We start from the raw sequence: 15,932 nt of genomic DNA on the forward strand, positions 1-15,932 counted from the left end.
GCGCGCACGTTTATGCGATCATCAGCGCATGAACGATCAACGTTATTGGTGCGATCCGCAGCTGCCGTTCGTCGAAAGCCGGCTCGCTTCTCATTCCCGCGCGTGCTATGTGCCGCATACGCACGACACGCTATCGATCGGTGCCGTCGACAGCGGGCATAGCAACTACGCGTGCGGTGACGACCGCGCGCGCCTCGGTCCGGGCAGTCTCGTGCTGATTCCTGCGATGCGGGTCCACTCATGCAATCCGGATACGCAGAGCGAGTGGAGCTATCAGATGCTTCATCTGGACGTCGCGTGGGCGAGCGCGGTGCTGCGCGAAAGCGGCAGCGCGGACGCCGATGCCGTGCTCGCGCGTCCGTCGATCAACGAGAACCGCGAAGCGTACCTGCGTTACTGCGCGCTCAACCGGCTGTTGTTCTCGAACGCGGATAGCGCCGAGAAGGAAGCGGCACTGATCCTGTTCGTCAGCGAACGCTCGTGGCTCGGCGAGGCGCGCGACGTTCCGCCCGTGCCGCGCATCGCAGCCGGGCGCCTCGCGCGCATCACCGGCCTTCTGCATGACGCTTACGGCGAGCGCCTGCCCATTGCGCAACTCGCGCAGATGGCAGGCATGAGCCGCTATGCGTTCATTCGGGCGTTCCGTGCCGCGACGGGCATGTCGCCCCATGCGTATCAGCTCGATCTGCGTATCAACGCGGCGCGGCGTCTGTTGCGTCACGGACAAGCGCTCACCGCCATCGCGCATGAGCTTGGTTTCGCGGATCAGGCGCATTTCCAGCGCGCCTTCAAGGAGCGCGTCGCGATGACGCCGGGCGCGTACCGTCGCGCCGCCGTGTCGTAAGCGCCCTTCTGCTTCGCGTCGCGCACTTTTCTTCAATATCTTCGTTCGCCTGTCCAGCAGACTCCCGTCACACATAAGGAGTCGAGATGGGTCTTTCTCTTCAGCAATTCGCGATGGTCGCGGGCGCGCATCTTCTCGCGCTACTCAGCCCCGGCCCGGATTTTTTTCTGATCGCGCGCAGTGCGCTGTTGCGCGGCTGGCGCAAGACGGGCGCCGTGTGCTTCGGCATTGCCTGCGCGAACGGCGTGTTCATCGCCCTCGCGGTCGGCGGGGTTGCGGCGCTGCATCGACATGGGATCGCCTTCGCGCTCGTGCAGGCAGCGGGCTGCGCGTATCTGTTTTATCTCGGCGTATTGATGCTTCGGCATGCAATGGCGGCATCGATTGCGGCGCATGTGCAGGACGGCTCACCTGCGACGCAGACGGGCGCGTGGCATACGCGTTTCGCGATGGGTTTCGCATCCGCGATTCTCAATCCCAAGAACGCGCTCTTTTACGCAAGCCTGTTTGCATTGCTCGCGGCCCGCGACGCGCCGTTCGGCGCACAGATCGTGTACGGCGTATGGATGTTCGCTGCCGTGTTCGGCTGGGATCTGCTCGTCGCGATGGGCATCGGGCATCCGGCCGTGGTCGCGCGCTTCACAAGGCATAGCGCCGCGATCGAACGCGTCACGGGTGTCGTGCTGCTCGCGATCGCAGCGAGCGTGCTGACGATGCTCGCGCGCGAGTGGCTATGAGGTCGTTGTAGCAATGACGCTGCGTCATCGATCACCGTCGATCAATGCTGCAAGCTCATCGATCCCGTTGGGCGCGAACACGCGTATGCCATGCCGTTCGAGCAACGCGGCCGTCACGCCGGATGCGTCGTGCGCGACGCTTGAGAACGTGCCGTCATAGATAAAGCTGCTGCCGCACGATGGACTGCCGTCGGCAAGCAGCGCGTAGCGGCAGTCATGCGCAAGCGCCTGCTGGAGCGCGTGGCGCGCCCCGTCGATGAAAAGCGCTGTGACGTCCGCGCCGGCGTTATCGCGGATGCTGGCCGTGCCGTCCAGCACGTCGCTTCCATTGCGGCGCAACTGGATTTCCGCGGGACGGCGCGGCGTGCCGAAGCCCGCTGCCACTTCCGGACATACGACGACGAGCCGCCCTTCATCATGCCACGTCTGCAGCAGCACGCTTGCGAGCGTCTTCGCGGAACCGTCATATCGCACCGGAGCACCAGCGAGGCACGCGCTAACGAGTATCCTTTCCATGTTGCGAGTAGTGAGTATCACCGGGCCGCAAACGATTGACCGATGCCAGATGGGCACGAGTGTTGCTCCATGTCGTGACGGCGGCGCCTGTGTCTGTCGATGCGGTTCCCGCGCGTGGGTCGGTCATCGGACCGATCTGTCCAGCAATCCTTTGGTGGAGGCTTCCATGCTTCGATACGCTGCGATCTTTTTCGTCATCGCCATTATTGCGGCAATCTTCGGGTTTGGCGGCATTGCCGCTGGCGCTGCCGAAATAGCGAAGGTGCTGTTCTTTATCTTTATCGTGATCTTTCTCGTCACGCTGCTCATGGGCGTGATCAGACGATAAGGCTGCGCGCGGGTCTTTTGGGTCTTCACGCGTTAGCGAAGCGATGGACCTTGCCAGCGGACGTGCAATTTATGGTGCGTCCGCTTGCAATACTTTCCTCCCGATAGCATTACGCCCCGCCGCGCGACTCCAGCGCGCTCAGCGCCGCATCCAGCCTTCGCGCGCGGTTCTTTTGAGTGGGAATACGCGCGGCGGCCGACACGTCGTCGACGCGCTTGCGCCAGTACGACAGCGGTATGTGATCCGTGCCGGAAATCCTCGCCAATACGTGCTCGAGATGGTCGAGCGCCGACTCAAGCTGGTGATGGTTCATGCCTTTCCCCGATAACACCGTCCACGCAAACCGACTGCGTGTCGTCGCGGCGGTGTCGAATTGATATGTCCTTCAGGAGGCCACTATACGCTCGCCATCCGGATGACCCATTGGAATCGGCGAGCGCTTGCAGCCCTCGGACGCACAATATGACATCCGGGAAAAATCCCCCGCAAGCCCGCCGTTGCGTATACGAGGAATCCTCATAACTTTCACGCGCTTGTAAAACTGTCATCCTCCGGCGCCAGCCGCGGAATGTCGGGACTGAGATCGTAGTTCAGGAAGCCGAGAATCAGCCGGACCATTTCGTCTTCGAACGCATCGGTGCCGAAGTAATGCGGCCGCTCCAGCGCCGTCGCGAGCAGGACGCCGGAGATCGCGCGGAACAACACGAAGCGTGCTTCGTCGCGCTTGATGCGTTTGCCCAGATCCGGGTTCTCGCGGTTCAGCGTACCCGCGATCAATTCGAAGTAGCGCAGCATGCCCTGTCCGATCGCCGTGTCGGGCGCGGCATCCGCCCATTCGGCGCGCAGGATGCTGTAAAGGCGCGGACGGTCGCCGATGAAGGCCGCCGTCGCGCGCATCATGCGGCGCGCGTTCAGGCCCGTGCCGAACGGCGCGGGTTGCATGAGCGCTTCCTTCATCATCGCCGTGAGGCGTTCCAGCTCGCGCCGCGCGAGCGCTTCGATCAACCCATCCTTGTTCGGAAAGTACTGGTAGATCGCGCCGATGCTGAAGCCTGCCGTATCGGCGACGCGCTGTGTCGTCAGCCCTGCCTTGCCATGGGATTCGAGCGTGCGGGCGGCGGCTTCGAGAATGCTGTCGAGCGCGAATTCGGCGCGCGCCTGCTTGGGCTGCCGACGCGACGGGTGAGTCGTGGGCAAAGAAACTCCGAGAATGAATGAAGGTTGAAGACGTTGGGTGTGCAACGTGATGTCACATCGAACCTCGATGCAAGCAGTTTGCATCAACCATGCCGATCATAAAACGCCACGACGCGAAAACGGTGCACGATCCGCCGCAGCGAGGTTATCACGCGGCTCGCCGCCTATCACCGGCGTGGCGCTCTAGACGTGCGCTCGATGAAGTCGAGATCGAGCGCTTCGCAGAGGAAGGTCCGCAATGCGTCGACGGCTGCTTCCTGCGCGCCCGCCGCCTGCCGCACGAACAGGCCGAGGTCGGCGGCGGGCGGCTCCGGCAGGCCGTCGGCGGCGCCGAGCACGCGCATCGTGTCGTAACGGATATTGCCGTCGAGCAGCACCGATACGCCCAGCCCCGCTTCGACGGCCGACTGCACGGCGGGCAGGCTCGTGCTCGTGCAGACGACGCGCCACGCAATGCCTGCGCGCCGCAGTACCGTCATCACCTGCTGCTGCCACAGACACGCTCCGCCGAACGCGACGAGCGGCAACGGCGACTGCGGGTCGGCAAGATAACCGCGCGCGCCGACCCAGAAGAGCGGCTGCGTCCACGTGACGAGCGGCGTCGCGTCGACCATCGCGGGATCGCCGACGAGCACATCGAGCGCGCCGTCGTTGAGGCGTTGCGACAGCGCCGCGCTCGCATCCACGACGATCTCCAGCGCAACCTGCGGATGCGCGGCCGAAAAGCGCCGCAACGCGCGTGGCAGGCGGCCCACGGCAACGTCTTCGAGCATACCGAGGCGCACAGTGCCCGCCACGTCGCCGACTTCGAGCGCGCGCCGGGCGTCTTCGCCTGCGCCGAGAATCGCGTGCGCATACGGCAGCAGCCGGTGCCCGGCGTCCGTCAGCCGCACGCCGCGCGGCGAGCGGTCCAGCAGCCGCTGGCCGATGTCGTCTTCCAGCCGGCGCAGCTGCATGCTGACAGCCGCCTGCGTGCGCGCAAGACGCACGGCCGCCGCGCTGACTCCGCCCGTTTCGGCGACCGTCACGAAGGCTCTGAGAAGGCTGCTGTCGAAGTCGCGCATTATTAGCGTCCGTGATAGCGGCATAAGAAATATCAGCTTATCTTAACCCCCGTTTCGTCGATATGATGGGCCTGTCTGTAGTGCGCCCGCTCAAATCCATGAAAAATTCCACGCTTGCCGAACCGATTTCCTTTGACACCGCGCCGCCATCTACCGCGCCGAAACGCCATGTCGGCATGGCTGCGCTGCTCGGCCTGCTGTCGATGTCGTGCGTACAGTTCGGCGCCGCCCTCTCCGCGCCGACCATGGCCGCATTCGGCGCGTTCAGCACGACGTGGCTGCGGCTCGCGTGGGCCGCTGTGATCCTTGCGCTCGTCGTGCGTCCGAAGCTGCGCAGCTACTCGCGCGCGCACTGGTTCGCGGCGGGGGTGCTCGGCGTCGCGATGGCGGGCATGACGCTATGTTTTTTCTCGGCGATCGAGCGCATTCCGCTCGGCCTCGCCGTCGCGATCGACTTTCTCGGCCCGCTGACTGTTGCGACGCTCGGCGTACGGCGCCTGCGCGCGCTGCTGTGGCCGTTGCTGGCCGTCGCGGGCGTGCTGCTGCTCGCGCATGACCGTTCGGGTTGGATTGGCGAGCCCGTCGGCATGCTGCTCGCGGTGGGCGCCGCGTGCGGCTGGGGCAGCTATATCGTGTTGATGAAAAAGACGGGCGCACTGTTCGATGGGCTCGAAGGGCTCTCCGTGTCGCTGATCGCGGCAGCACTCGTCGCGACGCCCTTCGGTCTCATCGAGCACGGCCTGCACATCGCGCCGATGCAGCTCGCCGCTACCGCGGGCCTCGCGGTGCTCGTTCCGCTGCTGCCGTACGCGCTCGAAATGATCGCGCTGCGTCACATGCCTGCGGCGTCGTTCGGAATTCTGATGAGCGTCGAGCCGGCCATCGGTGCGGCTGCGGGCTTTATCGTGCTGCACCAGCCGATGACGGCGCTGCAACTGGCAGGCACGCTGTTCGTCGTGAGCGCGAGTGTCGGCGTGATCGTCACGTCGAAGTGATTCGCGCGTGTCGGGTCTGAATGATGCGGCAAGTGAGCCGTCTACAATCGACGGATCGCATGCCGACCTGCAAGGAACACATCATGACCGACGACGAACGCGCCATTCGCCAACTGATCGATACCTGGCTCGCCGCAAGCAAGGCGGGCGACACGGCAACCGTGCTGAGCCTGATGACCGACGACGCGATCTTCATGGTGCCCGGGCAGAAGCCGTTCGGCAAAGCCGCGTTCATGGCGACGTCCGAAGGACAGAAGAACATCGATATCGACGGTAAGAGCGAGATTCTGGAGCTTCAGGTGCTAGGCGACTGGGCCTTCCTGCGCTCGCAACTCGAAGTCACGATCACGCAGAAGGATGGCTCCGCGCCGCCCGTGCGCCACGCGGGTAACACGCTCACGATTCTGCGCAAGGAAAATGACGGCCGCTGGCTGCTTGCGCGGGATGCGAATCTGCTTGTGGTGCGGGCGTAGTGTTTGTAGGTTTTTTTGGTTGATTGCAGGGGGTTGGGGCTTGGTTGGGCAATAGCTGGCTTTATGCTTCTTTCCCCCTGGCGTTCGCGGTTTGGCTCTCGCTGTTTTCGCTGGCATCCGCGTTTTGCCTTCGTACTTCAAGCGTCGCCCCTGTGCGGGGCGGCACCTACTTTTCTTTGCCGCCGCAAAGAAAAGTAGGCAAAAGAAAGCGGCTAACACCGCCAACTCCTCTTCCTGCCTGAGGGCCCCCGAAGGGTCTTACGCTTCACACGGCAATCACGTGACTCACGTTGGTTGCCAGCGCTCTTGCGCTGCGCCTCACCCGCTTCATGCGCCCACGTTGCAGCATGCCGTGCCAGATAGTCCACCGCCGCCCAGGTGGCAAACTGTGTGTAGGCCGTAGCGCCACACACGCCTCACTTCGGACCGATTGCGCACGCGTTCCACCCTGTAAGAGCGCCAAGCTATACGACGCGACAACCTACACACAGTTTGCCACCTGGGCGGCACATACCGTTCGCTACCGTGAGCCCAAGTACGGGTGTTTGAAGCGGGTGAGGCGCTCATTCGAAGCGTTGGCAACTCGCGTTAACAGATACGCTGCCGTGTGAAGCGTAGGACCGGTTGGGGGCCCTCAGGCAAGAAGAAATGTTGGCGGTGTGAGCCGCTTTCTTTTGCCTACTTTTCTTTGCGGCGGCAAAGAAAAGTAGGTGCCGCCCCGCACAGGGGCGACGCTTGAAGCAAGCTAACAAATCGCGGATGCCAGCACAAAATCAAACCTCGCAAACCAGCGCAGAAACAAATCCCACGAGACCACTACTCAACGAACGTCATCTTTCCCAAGGCGCCGCCCTGTCATCGCCATGACAGTTGTACTGCGCCAGCGCCTGCTTAACAATCTCACGCGCAATCGCGCCTTCATCGGCGAGCGCCTTCAATGCCGCAATCGCAATCGACGCACGATCCACTTCGAAGAACGCCCGCAGTGCCGCGCGCGTATCGCTGCGTCCGAAGCCATCGGTGCCGAGGGTCACGTAGCGGCGCGGCACGTACGCGCGAATCAGTTCGGGCACCGCACGCACGTAATCGGTTGCGGCAATCACCGGACCACGCGATGCAGCGAGCGCAGAGGTCACATACGGCGTCGCGGTTTCGTCATCGCTGAACAGGCGCTCCGCGCGCTCCGACGCGATGCCATCGCGATGCAGCTCGGTGAAGCTCGTCACGCTCCAGACAGCGGCGTCGATGTCCCAGTCGTCCTTCAACATGCGAGCGGCAGCCTGCACTTCGCCGAGTATCGCACCCGAGCCGAGCAGCTGGACCTGCGCGGTCTCCAGCGAAGGAACATCAAGCGGATACATACCCTTCAACACGCCTTCGCGCACGCTGTCGACGAACGCCGCAGGCAATGACGGCTGCGCGTAGTTCTCGTTCATGACGGTCAGGTAATAGAACACGTCGCGCTGTCGCCCGATCATCTCGTGCATGCCTTCGTCGACGATCATCGCCACTTCATAGGCAAACGCGGGGTCGTACGCCCGGCAGTTCGGCACCGTCGATGCCGCGAGATGGCTCGTGCCGTCCTGATGCTGCAAGCCCTCGCCGCCGAGCGTCGTCTTGCCCGCCGTCGCGCCGATCAGGAAGCCTCGCGCGCGTTGATCGGCTGCTGCCCAGATCAGATCGCCGATGCGCTGGAAGCCGAACATCGAGTAGTAGATATAGAACGGCAGCATGGGCAGATCATGCACGCTGTACGACGTCGCCGCCGCGATCCACGACGACACCGCGCCCGCCTCCGAAATGCCCTCTTCGAGAATCTGCCCGCCCGTGTCCTCCCGGTAGTAGAGCATCGAGCCCATGTCTTCCGGCTCGTACAACTGGCCGAGCGGCGAATAGATGCCGACCTGGCGGAACAGGTTGGCCATGCCGAAGGTGCGCGCCTCGTCGGCGACGACGGGCACGACGCGCGGTCCCAGCGACGCATCCTTCAACAGGCTGCCGAGCATCCGCACGATCGCCATCGTCGTCGACATCTCCTTGCCGTTCGCGTCCAGCGCGAATTGTCCCCAGGAAGACATCGCAGGCACGGTCGGTGTCTGCGATGCCGCTTTCCGCCTTCTGGGCAGATAGCCTCCCAAGGCAGCCCGGCGTGCATGCATGTACTGCATTTCCGGGCTGTTTTCCGCTGGCTTGTAGAACTTGAGTTGCTCGACGTCGCTATCGGACAACGGCAGGCGAAAGCGGTCCCGGAACGCCTTCAACTGCTCGACGTCGAGCTTCTTCTGCTGGTGCGTCGTCATGCGCCCCTGACCGATCGCGCCCATGCCGAAGCCCTTCATCGTCTTCGCGAGAATCACCGTGGGCTGGCCGTTGTGCTTCAACGCGCGGTCATACGCAGCATGCAGCTTGCGCACGTCGTGGCCGCCGCGCCGCAAGCGGTCGATATCGTCGTTGCTCAGATGCGCGGCGAGCGCGGCCAGCTCCGGGTTCTGCCCGAAGAAGCGCTCGCGGTTGTAGGCGCCATCGTTGGCCGAGAAGGTCTGGAACTGGCCGTCCACCGTGTGCGCGAACGCGCGCAGCAAGGCGCCCGTGCGATCGCGCGCAAAGAGGGCATCCCAGTCCGAGCCCCACACCACCTTGATGACGTTCCAGCCCGCCCCCGTGAACTGCGCTTCGAGTTCGTCGATGATGCGGCCGTTGCTGCGCACCGGGCCGTCGAGCCGCTGCAGATTGCAGTTGATCACGAACACAAGGTTGTCGAGCCCTTCGCGCGCCGCCAGCGACAAGGCGCCGATCGATTCCGGCTCGTCCATCTCGCCATCGCCGAAGAAGCCCCACACCTTGCGGCCTTCCGTCTTCTGCAGGCCGCGGTTTTGCAGGTAGCGCATGAAGCGCGCCTGGTAAATCGAGTTGATGGGACCGATGCCCATCGAGCCCGTCGGGAACTGCCAGAAGTCCGGCATCAGCCACGGATGCGGATACGAACACAAGCCCGGCCCCGCGATCTCGCGACGGTAGTGTTCGAGATGCGTCTCGTCGAGGAAGCCTTCAAGAAAGGCGCGCGCATACACGCCCGGCGACGAATGCGGCTGGAAGTAGACGAGATCGCCGCCATGCGACTCATTTGAAGCGCGGAAAAAATGATTGAAGCCGACTTCAAACAGATCGGCCGCCGACGCATAGCTGGCGATATGGCCGCCCAGTTCGCCATACGCGCGATTGGCCCGCACCACCATCGCGAGCGCGTTCCAGCGCAATGCGGCGGCGAGTTTTTCCTCAGTGTCGAGGTCGCCCGGATACGGCGACTGCTGATCGACGGGAATCGTATTCGCGTACGGCGTGACGTTCGCGCGCGCCGTCGCGACGCCGTTGCCCAGCGCATGCGCGGCCAGCCGGTCGAACAGATATTGCGCGCGTTCGAGGCCGACGTGCTGGACGACGCCATCGAGCGCAGCCAGCCATTCGGCCGTCTCCTGCGGATCGCTGTCGATGCGAGCTTGAGTGAGGGCAAGAACGGGGCGGGCACCGCTCGATAAGTCCGTCATGGCACAACTCCGGCTGAAAAACGTACGTGAAAACGACTCGGAAACGTGCAATCAGCTTACCCATGCATCCGCAAAATGTGCGTCTCTTTTGCTTGCTTCAGCGCTTTCATATAGTGTATTTATTCTGGTAAATCGACCTTACGCGGAATATTTACACCATGAGCTCAGACGCAAAACCGGCCGCACGACGGCTGGACCGCATCGACATCGCGATCCTGCAGCAACTTCAGCAGAACGCGCGCATCACCAACGCGGAACTGGCGCGCGCCGTCAACCTGTCGCCGACGCCCTGCTTCAACCGCGTGCGCGCGCTCGAAAAGCTGGGCCTGTTCCGTCAGCAGGTCACGCTGCTCGACGCCGGGGCGCTCGGGCTGCGCATCAACGTGTTCATTCAGGTGAGCCTCGAAAAGCAGGTCGAAGACGCGCTGCGCCGCTTCGAGCAGGAAGTCGGCGACCGCCCCGAGGTGATGGAGTGCTATCTGATGACGGGCGACGCCGACTATCTGCTGCGCGTCGTCGTGCCCGATATGCAGAGCCTGGAACGGTTCATCGTGCAGTGGCTGACGAAGATTCCCGGCGTGTCGAATATCCGCTCGAGCTTCGCGCTCAAGCAGGTGCGCTATAAGACAGCGTTGCCGCTGCCCGTCGCGGGCCTGACGCTGTCGACGGAGGATGACGCGCCGCGTGAGTGGGCGTGATCTGGACCACCCGCGCACCGGATTGATTAGCGCGGCGGCGTCACGCGCTCGCGCAGTTCGCGCCGGATGACCTTGCCCGTCGCCGTCATCGGCAACGCGTCGACGAAATGGATCGAGCGCGGATACTCGTGCGCGGCGAGGTGCGTCTTCACGTGCTGCTGCAGCGTCTGCACGAGCGCGTCGCTCGCCTGATAGCCGGGGTTCAGCACGACGAACGCGGTGACGATCTCCGTACGCTGCGCATCGGGTGCACCGACCACGGCCGCCATCCGCACGGCGGGATGACGCAGCAGACAGTCTTCGATCGGCGCGGGACCGATCCGGTATCCGGCGCTCGTGATCACGTCGTCGTCGCGCCCAACGAAGCGGATAAAGCCATCCGCGTCCATCAGTCCCATGTCGCCCGTCAGCAGCCAGTCGCCGCGAAACTTGTCGCGCGTGGCGGATTCATTGCGCCAGTAGCCGAGGAACATCACAGGGTCCGGCGCGTGGATCGCGATGTTGCCAGGCTCGCCGCGCGGCACCGTGTGCCCCGTGTCATCGACGATCGCCACGCGATGGCCCGGCACCACCTTGCCGATCGAACCGAAGCATGGCTCGAACAGCGTCGCGCACGAGGACACGACCACGTTGCACTCCGTCTGGCCGTAGAACTCGTTGATCGTCACGCCAAGCGCGCGCCGTCCCCATTCGATCAGCTCCGCGCCAAGCGATTCGCCGCCGCTCGCCACCGCGCGCAGCGACAGCGCCCAGCGCTCGGGATGTTCGACGGTGCGCATCATCTTCAGCGCCGTCGGCGGCAGGAACGCATGCGTGACGGCATGACGCTGCATCAGATCGAACGCGGCCTCGCCGTCGAATTTCTCGAAGCGCCGGGCCAGCACGGCGACGCCGTGATGCCACGACGGCAGCAGCACATCGAACAGCCCGCCGATCCACGCCCAGTCGGCGGGCGTCCACATCAGGCGCGCGTCGTTCGGGAAGAACGCTTGCGGCATCTCCACGCCGGGCAGATGGCCGAGCAGCACGCGATGCGCATGCAGCGCACCCTTTGGCTTGCCCGTCGTGCCGGACGTGTAGATGATGACGGCGGGATCGTTGGCGGAGGTCAGCTCCGCGTCGAAGACGGCTGGCGATTCGTTCAACGCCGACCAGAACGATTCGACCTGCAAGGCGGTATCCGCATGGTCGGTGTCGACGCAGAAGATCGAACGCAATTCAGGCAGGCTCGAACGCACCGAGGCGATTTTCTGTGCGCCGCCGAGGTCCGTGACGAGCGCGACGGCGCCGCTGTCGGACAAACGGTACTGCAGCGCGTCGGGACCGAACAGCGCGAAGAGCGGCACGGCGATCGCGCCGCACTTGTAGACGGCGAGATGCGCGAGCGCCGTCTCCACCGATTGCGCGAGAAAGATGCCGACACGATCGCCCTTCTTCACGCCGCTTCTGCGCAGCGCGTTGGCGAAACGGTCGGACAGCGACTTGAGTTCGTCGAAGGTGTAGCGCGTTGCTTGCCCGTCGCGCGTTTCGCAGATCAACGCAAGACGGCCGCTGCCGTCGGCCCATTTGTCGCAAGCATCGACGCCGATGTTGTACTGCGGCGGAATGCGCCATTCAAACGCGGCGACGAGGGCGTCGTAGCTGTCAGCGGCGGGAAGCATCCGTTGTCTCCTAAGTATTGGGCACGCGCCCGCTCATGCTACTCCGCAAGCAAAGCCTGCGGCGCGTGCTCGCCTCACTCGACACGCTTCGACGGCTCGTCCTGTTCAGGCTTGTCATGCGTGTGGGGCGGCACGAGCGGCTTGAACATCCGCACGCCGCCGAGGATCACGAGCGCGATCACCGTGCTGAGAATCGCAGTCGCTTCGCGCCCGAGTCCCGCCGCGACGCCGACGCCCGCCGCAAGCCAGAGACTCGCGGCCGTCGTCAGTCCGCGCACTTCCCGCTCCGCGCTGAGCTTGATGATGGCACCCGCGCCGAGAAAGCCGATGCCCGATACGAGGCCCTGCAACACGCGGCTCATGTTGTCCTGCGAAAATCCCGCCTGCAACGGCACGAGCACGAACAGAGCCGAACCCGTCGCGACCAGCATATGCGTGCGCAGGCCCGCGTCGCGCCTCGCCATTTCGCGCTCGAAGCCCAGCGCGCCGCCCAGCAGCAACGCGAGTCCAAGGCGTATCACGACTTGCGTGATCGCCTTGACGTCGTCCAGATCCGAGAACTCCCGGGCCACGGTCAACCAGACTTCATGCCACCATCCGCCCATGCCCTCCTCCTCTCGACACGGCAACGCACGCGCTGCGCCCTTACGGGAAAGCATAATGTAATGTCATCGCGTGTCGCCGGATAGCGAGCCCGACACACAGAACCCCGCTAAAGTTTTTTTCAGTTGCCTGTTGCGGCCCTCGCCCGCGACAATGCGCCAACCGAGGGAGGACTATGAAGAAGTGCATTCTGCTCGCCGGAATTGGCGTGCTTGCCGCGTGTACCGCGGTATCGGGCGTGGACAGAAAGCAGAACGGCTACCTCTCGATCACGAGTCACGGGCGCTTCAGCCTGATTTCGTGGAATAGCGTCCGCAACGCGGGGATCAAGCATGCAAAGGCGTATTGCCGCGAACAGAACAAGGAATTGCACACCGTCGAGATCCACACGAACGGCGTGCGCGGCGCAGGCACTCAGACTGTCGAAGTGGTGTTCGAGTGCATCTGATGAAATGACGCACGGCGCGCCGTATGGATCGCCGTACGGCTCGCCTTATGGCGCGATGCACGGCGGCGCTCAGTGCGTGCCGGCTTCGTCCGCGACCGTGTCGCCGAAATGGCTCGCGACGAACGCGCGCATCGCCGCGATCAACGGCGATTCGCCGACCTGCTCGATCGTGCTCGCGCCGGCTGGAACCGACCCCGTCCATGCCGCGCGATCGCCCGCCGCGGCCGGCACGAGATGGATTCTCGCCCGTTCGATGATCGGGCCGCATTGCGCCCAGTCCGTGGACGGCGCGAACGCAGCTTCGAGCGCGCCAGCGGGATCGCCGTCGCAGGCGGGCTCCTCGATCCAGCAGAAGCCGTCGTCGACGCGTGGCATCGGCAGATTGTCCGCTCGGGCGACCCAGTAATCGAGTAACGCGCCTTCCAGCTCTGAAACTCTCATCTCTGCTCCTCGTGGAGATCGTATGTGCTGAACGCAGTATCGATTGTGCATCAAGTTCGTGTTGCGCTTTGTGACGCCGCAAGATCAGATCGCGGCGACTGACGTCCAACTCAATTGCGGGGCACCATGACGTTCGACTATCGACAGGCAAGTCTGCGCGCAAAACCGTCGCATAAGCGCTCGCATGCGCTGGCGGCCATGCTGCTCGGCATCGCCGCGATGCAGGCCAATGCCGCCGCTGGCCCGGCGCACAGGGCGGCCACGGCGGACCGGCCGATCATCATCGACGCGCAAGGCGATTCGACGATGTTTGGCTATCAAACGTCGGACGGTTTCAACAAGTCGTGGCAAACGCCGGACAATCCACCCGCCCTGCTTCAGGCCGCGTTGCAGGCCCGCTTCGGCCCGCATGTGATTGTGCAGAACAACGGCGTGCCGGGCGCGACGCTCGTCGATCGCGAGAAAGGCATCAACGGATATAGCCAGCCGTACGCGCAATGGGTCGCGACGTCGCCGGCGCATATCGTGATCGTCAACTTCGCGCTCAACGACGCCGACAATCACGTCAAGGAGCCGCCTTCCACGTTTCGCGCGCACCTGATGCGCTTCATCGAAGAGTCGCAAGGCGCGGGCCGGATCGTCGTGCTCGAAGAACCGAACCCGGTCGATTATTCCGTGAACAAAAGGATCGTGCCGCGCTATGTCGCTGTCGTTGATGAAATGGCGAAGCATTACCGGCTTGCACTGATCCGGCAGTACGCGTATATCGGTGCGATGCATGACTGGCGATCGTTGTTGATCGACGGCGTGCATCCAACCGATGCGCTCTATCGGCTCAAGGCCGAACGGCAGCGCGAAGTCGTCGAGCCGATCGTCGCGAAGCTGGTCGAGTGATCGCATTCGACAAATCTTCTTGTGCTTTAATACGACCACAATAAAAAGCCGTCGAATCGTGTCGAATTCGACGGCTCGACAACGCGAAGCACGGGATCATCTCCAGTACGCAAACACCCCCAACGCTGCCGTCACCGTCAACGCGCCACCAATACGCGTCGCAATCTGCGCAAACGGCATCAATTCCATCCGGTTGGCTGCCGTGAGAATCGCCACATCCCCCGTCCCGCCGAGCCCGCTATGCGTTGCATTGACGATAGCGGCTTCGACGGGATACATGCCGACCAGCCTGCCGACGAAGAAACCCGTCACAGTCAGCGCAAGCACCGTCGAAACAGCCGTGACGATATTGACCCAATGAAACGCCGTCACGATCTCGCCCCACGGCGTCATGGCGACGCTGATCGCGAACATCAGCGGATACGTCACGGCCGTCGAGAAAAAACCGTACATGAAACGCGCGCCGCCACGCACGCGCGGCGACACGACCTGGAACAGCTGCGCCGCGACGACCAGCACGAGCATCACGACGGGCGCGGGCCAGCCGAACAGTTGATGACTGAGCACGCCAAGCAGATAGAACGCGATGGCCGTCGAACCCGCCGCCGCGACCGAGCCGACGTCGAATTCGAATGACGCCGGGCGTTGCGCGATGTCTTCATCGCTGCCGTCCGCTTTGGTCAAACGTCCGTTGCCCGTCCATTCAGGCCGGCGCGTGCCGAGATAGCTCAGCAAGCCGGCGCAACAGATCGCCGCGATATTGCCGAGCATCACCGCCGACAGAACCTGCGCGAACAGCGGCCCCTGCTCGACGCCCAGAATCTGCGCGTAGCCTGCCGACAACGGCAGCGCGCCCTCGCCGACTCCGCCCGCCATGATCGGCACGACGACCATGAACAACGCGTGGCGCGTATCGAGCCCGAGCGCAGTCCCCACAGCAGTGCCGACCAGCGCCGCGGCAACGGAGCCCGCCGCAACGGGAATGAAGATGCGCACGAAGCCTTTGATCAGCATCTGACGGTCCATGCTGAGCACGCTGCCGACGATGATCGCCGCGATGAACAGATACAGAAAATTCGAAGTCTTCGTGAAGGTCGTCACTGCCTTGACGACGGGCTCGGGCATCAGCTTGTAGTACACCAGCATCGACGGAATGAAGGCTGCAAAAATCGACGTGGCTCCGATGTGGCGAATCCACGGAATGCGCTTCGCCAGTTCGGCGCATGTGAAGCCGCCGACCGCGACGAGTGCGATGCCCGTCGGCAGATCCGCTGCGAGCTTGCCTTTCGCCGCCATCGCGCCGAGCACGCCCAGCATCAGCACATAGACGGGCAATGGCAACGAACCGACGCGTATGTCGAACACGCGCCACCACCATTCGATGACGGCATGCGGCGCTTGCGCCTCGCTGCTCGAAGCAGCGCCCAACGCGGCTTGCGTCGATGATTTCATTGGATGGTCTCCGTTCATTGTTTCGACGGGCGCCCC

At 63.7% G+C, this 15,932-nt stretch carries 17 protein-coding genes; 8 read left to right on the forward strand and 9 right to left on the reverse strand.

Translation table 11 applies throughout. The features are described from left to right. Window positions 1-28 precede the first annotated feature (28 nt). Together C2L64_RS10935 and C2L64_RS10940 are read left to right on the forward strand one after the other, a co-directional pair. Complete coding sequence (locus tag C2L64_RS10935) at window positions 29-844, forward strand: AraC family transcriptional regulator (protein WP_039901819.1); 816 nt, start codon at window positions 29-31, stop codon at window positions 842-844. 86 nt (window positions 845-930) lie between these two features. Then, window positions 931-1,581 carry a LysE family translocator gene (locus C2L64_RS10940; protein ID WP_086910510.1) on the forward strand — a complete coding sequence of 217 codons (651 nt, stop codon included), beginning with the start codon at window positions 931-933 and terminating at the stop codon, window positions 1,579-1,581. Window positions 1,582-1,605: 24 nt separating this feature from the next. Here the strand turns inward: C2L64_RS10940 and C2L64_RS10945 are convergent, their stop codons facing one another. Next, window positions 1,606-2,097, reverse strand: a complete 492-nt coding sequence (locus C2L64_RS10945) for a DUF523 domain-containing protein (protein WP_007590498.1) — start codon at window positions 2,095-2,097, stop codon at window positions 1,606-1,608. 166 nt (window positions 2,098-2,263) lie between these two features. Between C2L64_RS10945 and C2L64_RS10950 the strand changes: the two genes are divergently transcribed. Further along, on the forward strand, window positions 2,264-2,425 hold the full coding sequence (locus tag C2L64_RS10950; RefSeq protein WP_007590496.1) for a DUF1328 family protein: 162 nt from the start codon (window positions 2,264-2,266) through the stop codon (window positions 2,423-2,425). A gap of 109 nt (window positions 2,426-2,534) precedes the next feature. Here C2L64_RS10950 and C2L64_RS10955 read toward each other — a convergent pair whose 3' ends face one another. The 3 genes from C2L64_RS10955 to C2L64_RS10965 all read right to left on the reverse strand — a co-directional run bounded on the left by C2L64_RS10955 (window position 2,535) and on the right by C2L64_RS10965 (window position 4,686). Next, the gene (locus tag C2L64_RS10955; protein ID WP_007590495.1) at window positions 2,535-2,738 is read right to left on the reverse strand and encodes a hypothetical protein; all 204 of its coding nucleotides are present in this window, start codon (window positions 2,736-2,738) and stop codon (window positions 2,535-2,537) included. 212 nt (window positions 2,739-2,950) lie between these two features. Next, window positions 2,951-3,622, reverse strand: coding sequence for a TetR/AcrR family transcriptional regulator (locus C2L64_RS10960; protein WP_007590494.1), 672 nt, complete (start codon window positions 3,620-3,622; stop codon window positions 2,951-2,953). Between the two features lie 167 nt (window positions 3,623-3,789). After that, window positions 3,790-4,686: a LysR substrate-binding domain-containing protein gene (locus C2L64_RS10965; RefSeq protein WP_007590492.1), complete on the reverse strand. Its 897-nt coding sequence runs from the start codon at window positions 4,684-4,686 to the stop codon at window positions 3,790-3,792. Window positions 4,687-4,784: 98 nt separating this feature from the next. Here C2L64_RS10965 and C2L64_RS10970 point away from each other — a divergent pair, with 98 nt between their 5' ends. Both C2L64_RS10970 and C2L64_RS10975 read left to right on the forward strand, forming a co-directional pair. Then, window positions 4,785-5,681, forward strand: coding sequence for an EamA family transporter (locus C2L64_RS10970; RefSeq protein ID WP_035539505.1), 897 nt, complete (start codon window positions 4,785-4,787; stop codon window positions 5,679-5,681). 83 nt (window positions 5,682-5,764) lie between these two features. Next, window positions 5,765-6,154, forward strand: a complete 390-nt coding sequence (locus C2L64_RS10975; RefSeq protein WP_039901818.1) for a YybH family protein — start codon at window positions 5,765-5,767, stop codon at window positions 6,152-6,154. Between the two features lie 830 nt (window positions 6,155-6,984). On the opposite strand, the gene mdeB is transcribed toward C2L64_RS10975, so the two are convergent. Beyond that, window positions 6,985-9,699, reverse strand: coding sequence for an alpha-ketoglutarate dehydrogenase (gene mdeB, locus C2L64_RS10980; protein WP_007590484.1), 2,715 nt, complete (start codon window positions 9,697-9,699; stop codon window positions 6,985-6,987). A 158-nt stretch (window positions 9,700-9,857) separates the two neighbouring features. Here mdeB and C2L64_RS10985 point away from each other — a divergent pair, with 158 nt between their 5' ends. Further along, entirely contained in the window at window positions 9,858-10,397 is a 540-nt protein-coding gene (locus C2L64_RS10985) for an Lrp/AsnC family transcriptional regulator (RefSeq protein ID WP_007590482.1), read from the forward strand. Between the two features lie 26 nt (window positions 10,398-10,423). On the opposite strand, the gene C2L64_RS10990 is transcribed toward C2L64_RS10985, so the two are convergent. After that, window positions 10,424-12,058: an acyl-CoA synthetase gene (locus tag C2L64_RS10990; RefSeq protein WP_007590480.1), complete on the reverse strand. Its 1,635-nt coding sequence runs from the start codon at window positions 12,056-12,058 to the stop codon at window positions 10,424-10,426. Between the two features lie 74 nt (window positions 12,059-12,132). Continuing rightward, a complete protein-coding gene (locus tag C2L64_RS10995; protein ID WP_007590479.1) occupies window positions 12,133-12,663 on the reverse strand; it encodes an MgtC/SapB family protein in 531 nt (176 codons plus the stop codon). Window positions 12,664-12,836: 173 nt separating this feature from the next. On the opposite strand from C2L64_RS10995, the gene C2L64_RS11000 reads away from it, so the two are divergent. Further along, window positions 12,837-13,109: a hypothetical protein gene (locus tag C2L64_RS11000; RefSeq protein ID WP_007590478.1), complete on the forward strand. Its 273-nt coding sequence runs from the start codon at window positions 12,837-12,839 to the stop codon at window positions 13,107-13,109. Window positions 13,110-13,178: 69 nt separating this feature from the next. Here C2L64_RS11000 and C2L64_RS11005 read toward each other — a convergent pair whose 3' ends face one another. Continuing rightward, window positions 13,179-13,550: a DUF2591 domain-containing protein gene (locus C2L64_RS11005; protein ID WP_007590475.1), complete on the reverse strand. Its 372-nt coding sequence runs from the start codon at window positions 13,548-13,550 to the stop codon at window positions 13,179-13,181. A 126-nt stretch (window positions 13,551-13,676) separates the two neighbouring features. Between C2L64_RS11005 and C2L64_RS11010 the strand changes: the two genes are divergently transcribed. Continuing rightward, entirely contained in the window at window positions 13,677-14,444 is a 768-nt protein-coding gene (locus C2L64_RS11010) for an SGNH/GDSL hydrolase family protein (RefSeq protein ID WP_007590468.1), read from the forward strand. Window positions 14,445-14,540: 96 nt separating this feature from the next. Here the strand turns inward: C2L64_RS11010 and C2L64_RS11015 are convergent, their stop codons facing one another. Further along, complete coding sequence (locus C2L64_RS11015) at window positions 14,541-15,896, reverse strand: 2-hydroxycarboxylate transporter family protein (protein ID WP_007590466.1); 1,356 nt, start codon at window positions 15,894-15,896, stop codon at window positions 14,541-14,543. Between the last annotated feature and the right edge of the window lie 36 nt (window positions 15,897-15,932).

The organism is Paraburkholderia hospita, from assembly GCF_002902965.1.
In the GTDB taxonomy this organism is placed as follows: Bacteria; Pseudomonadota; Gammaproteobacteria; order Burkholderiales; family Burkholderiaceae; genus Paraburkholderia; species Paraburkholderia hospita.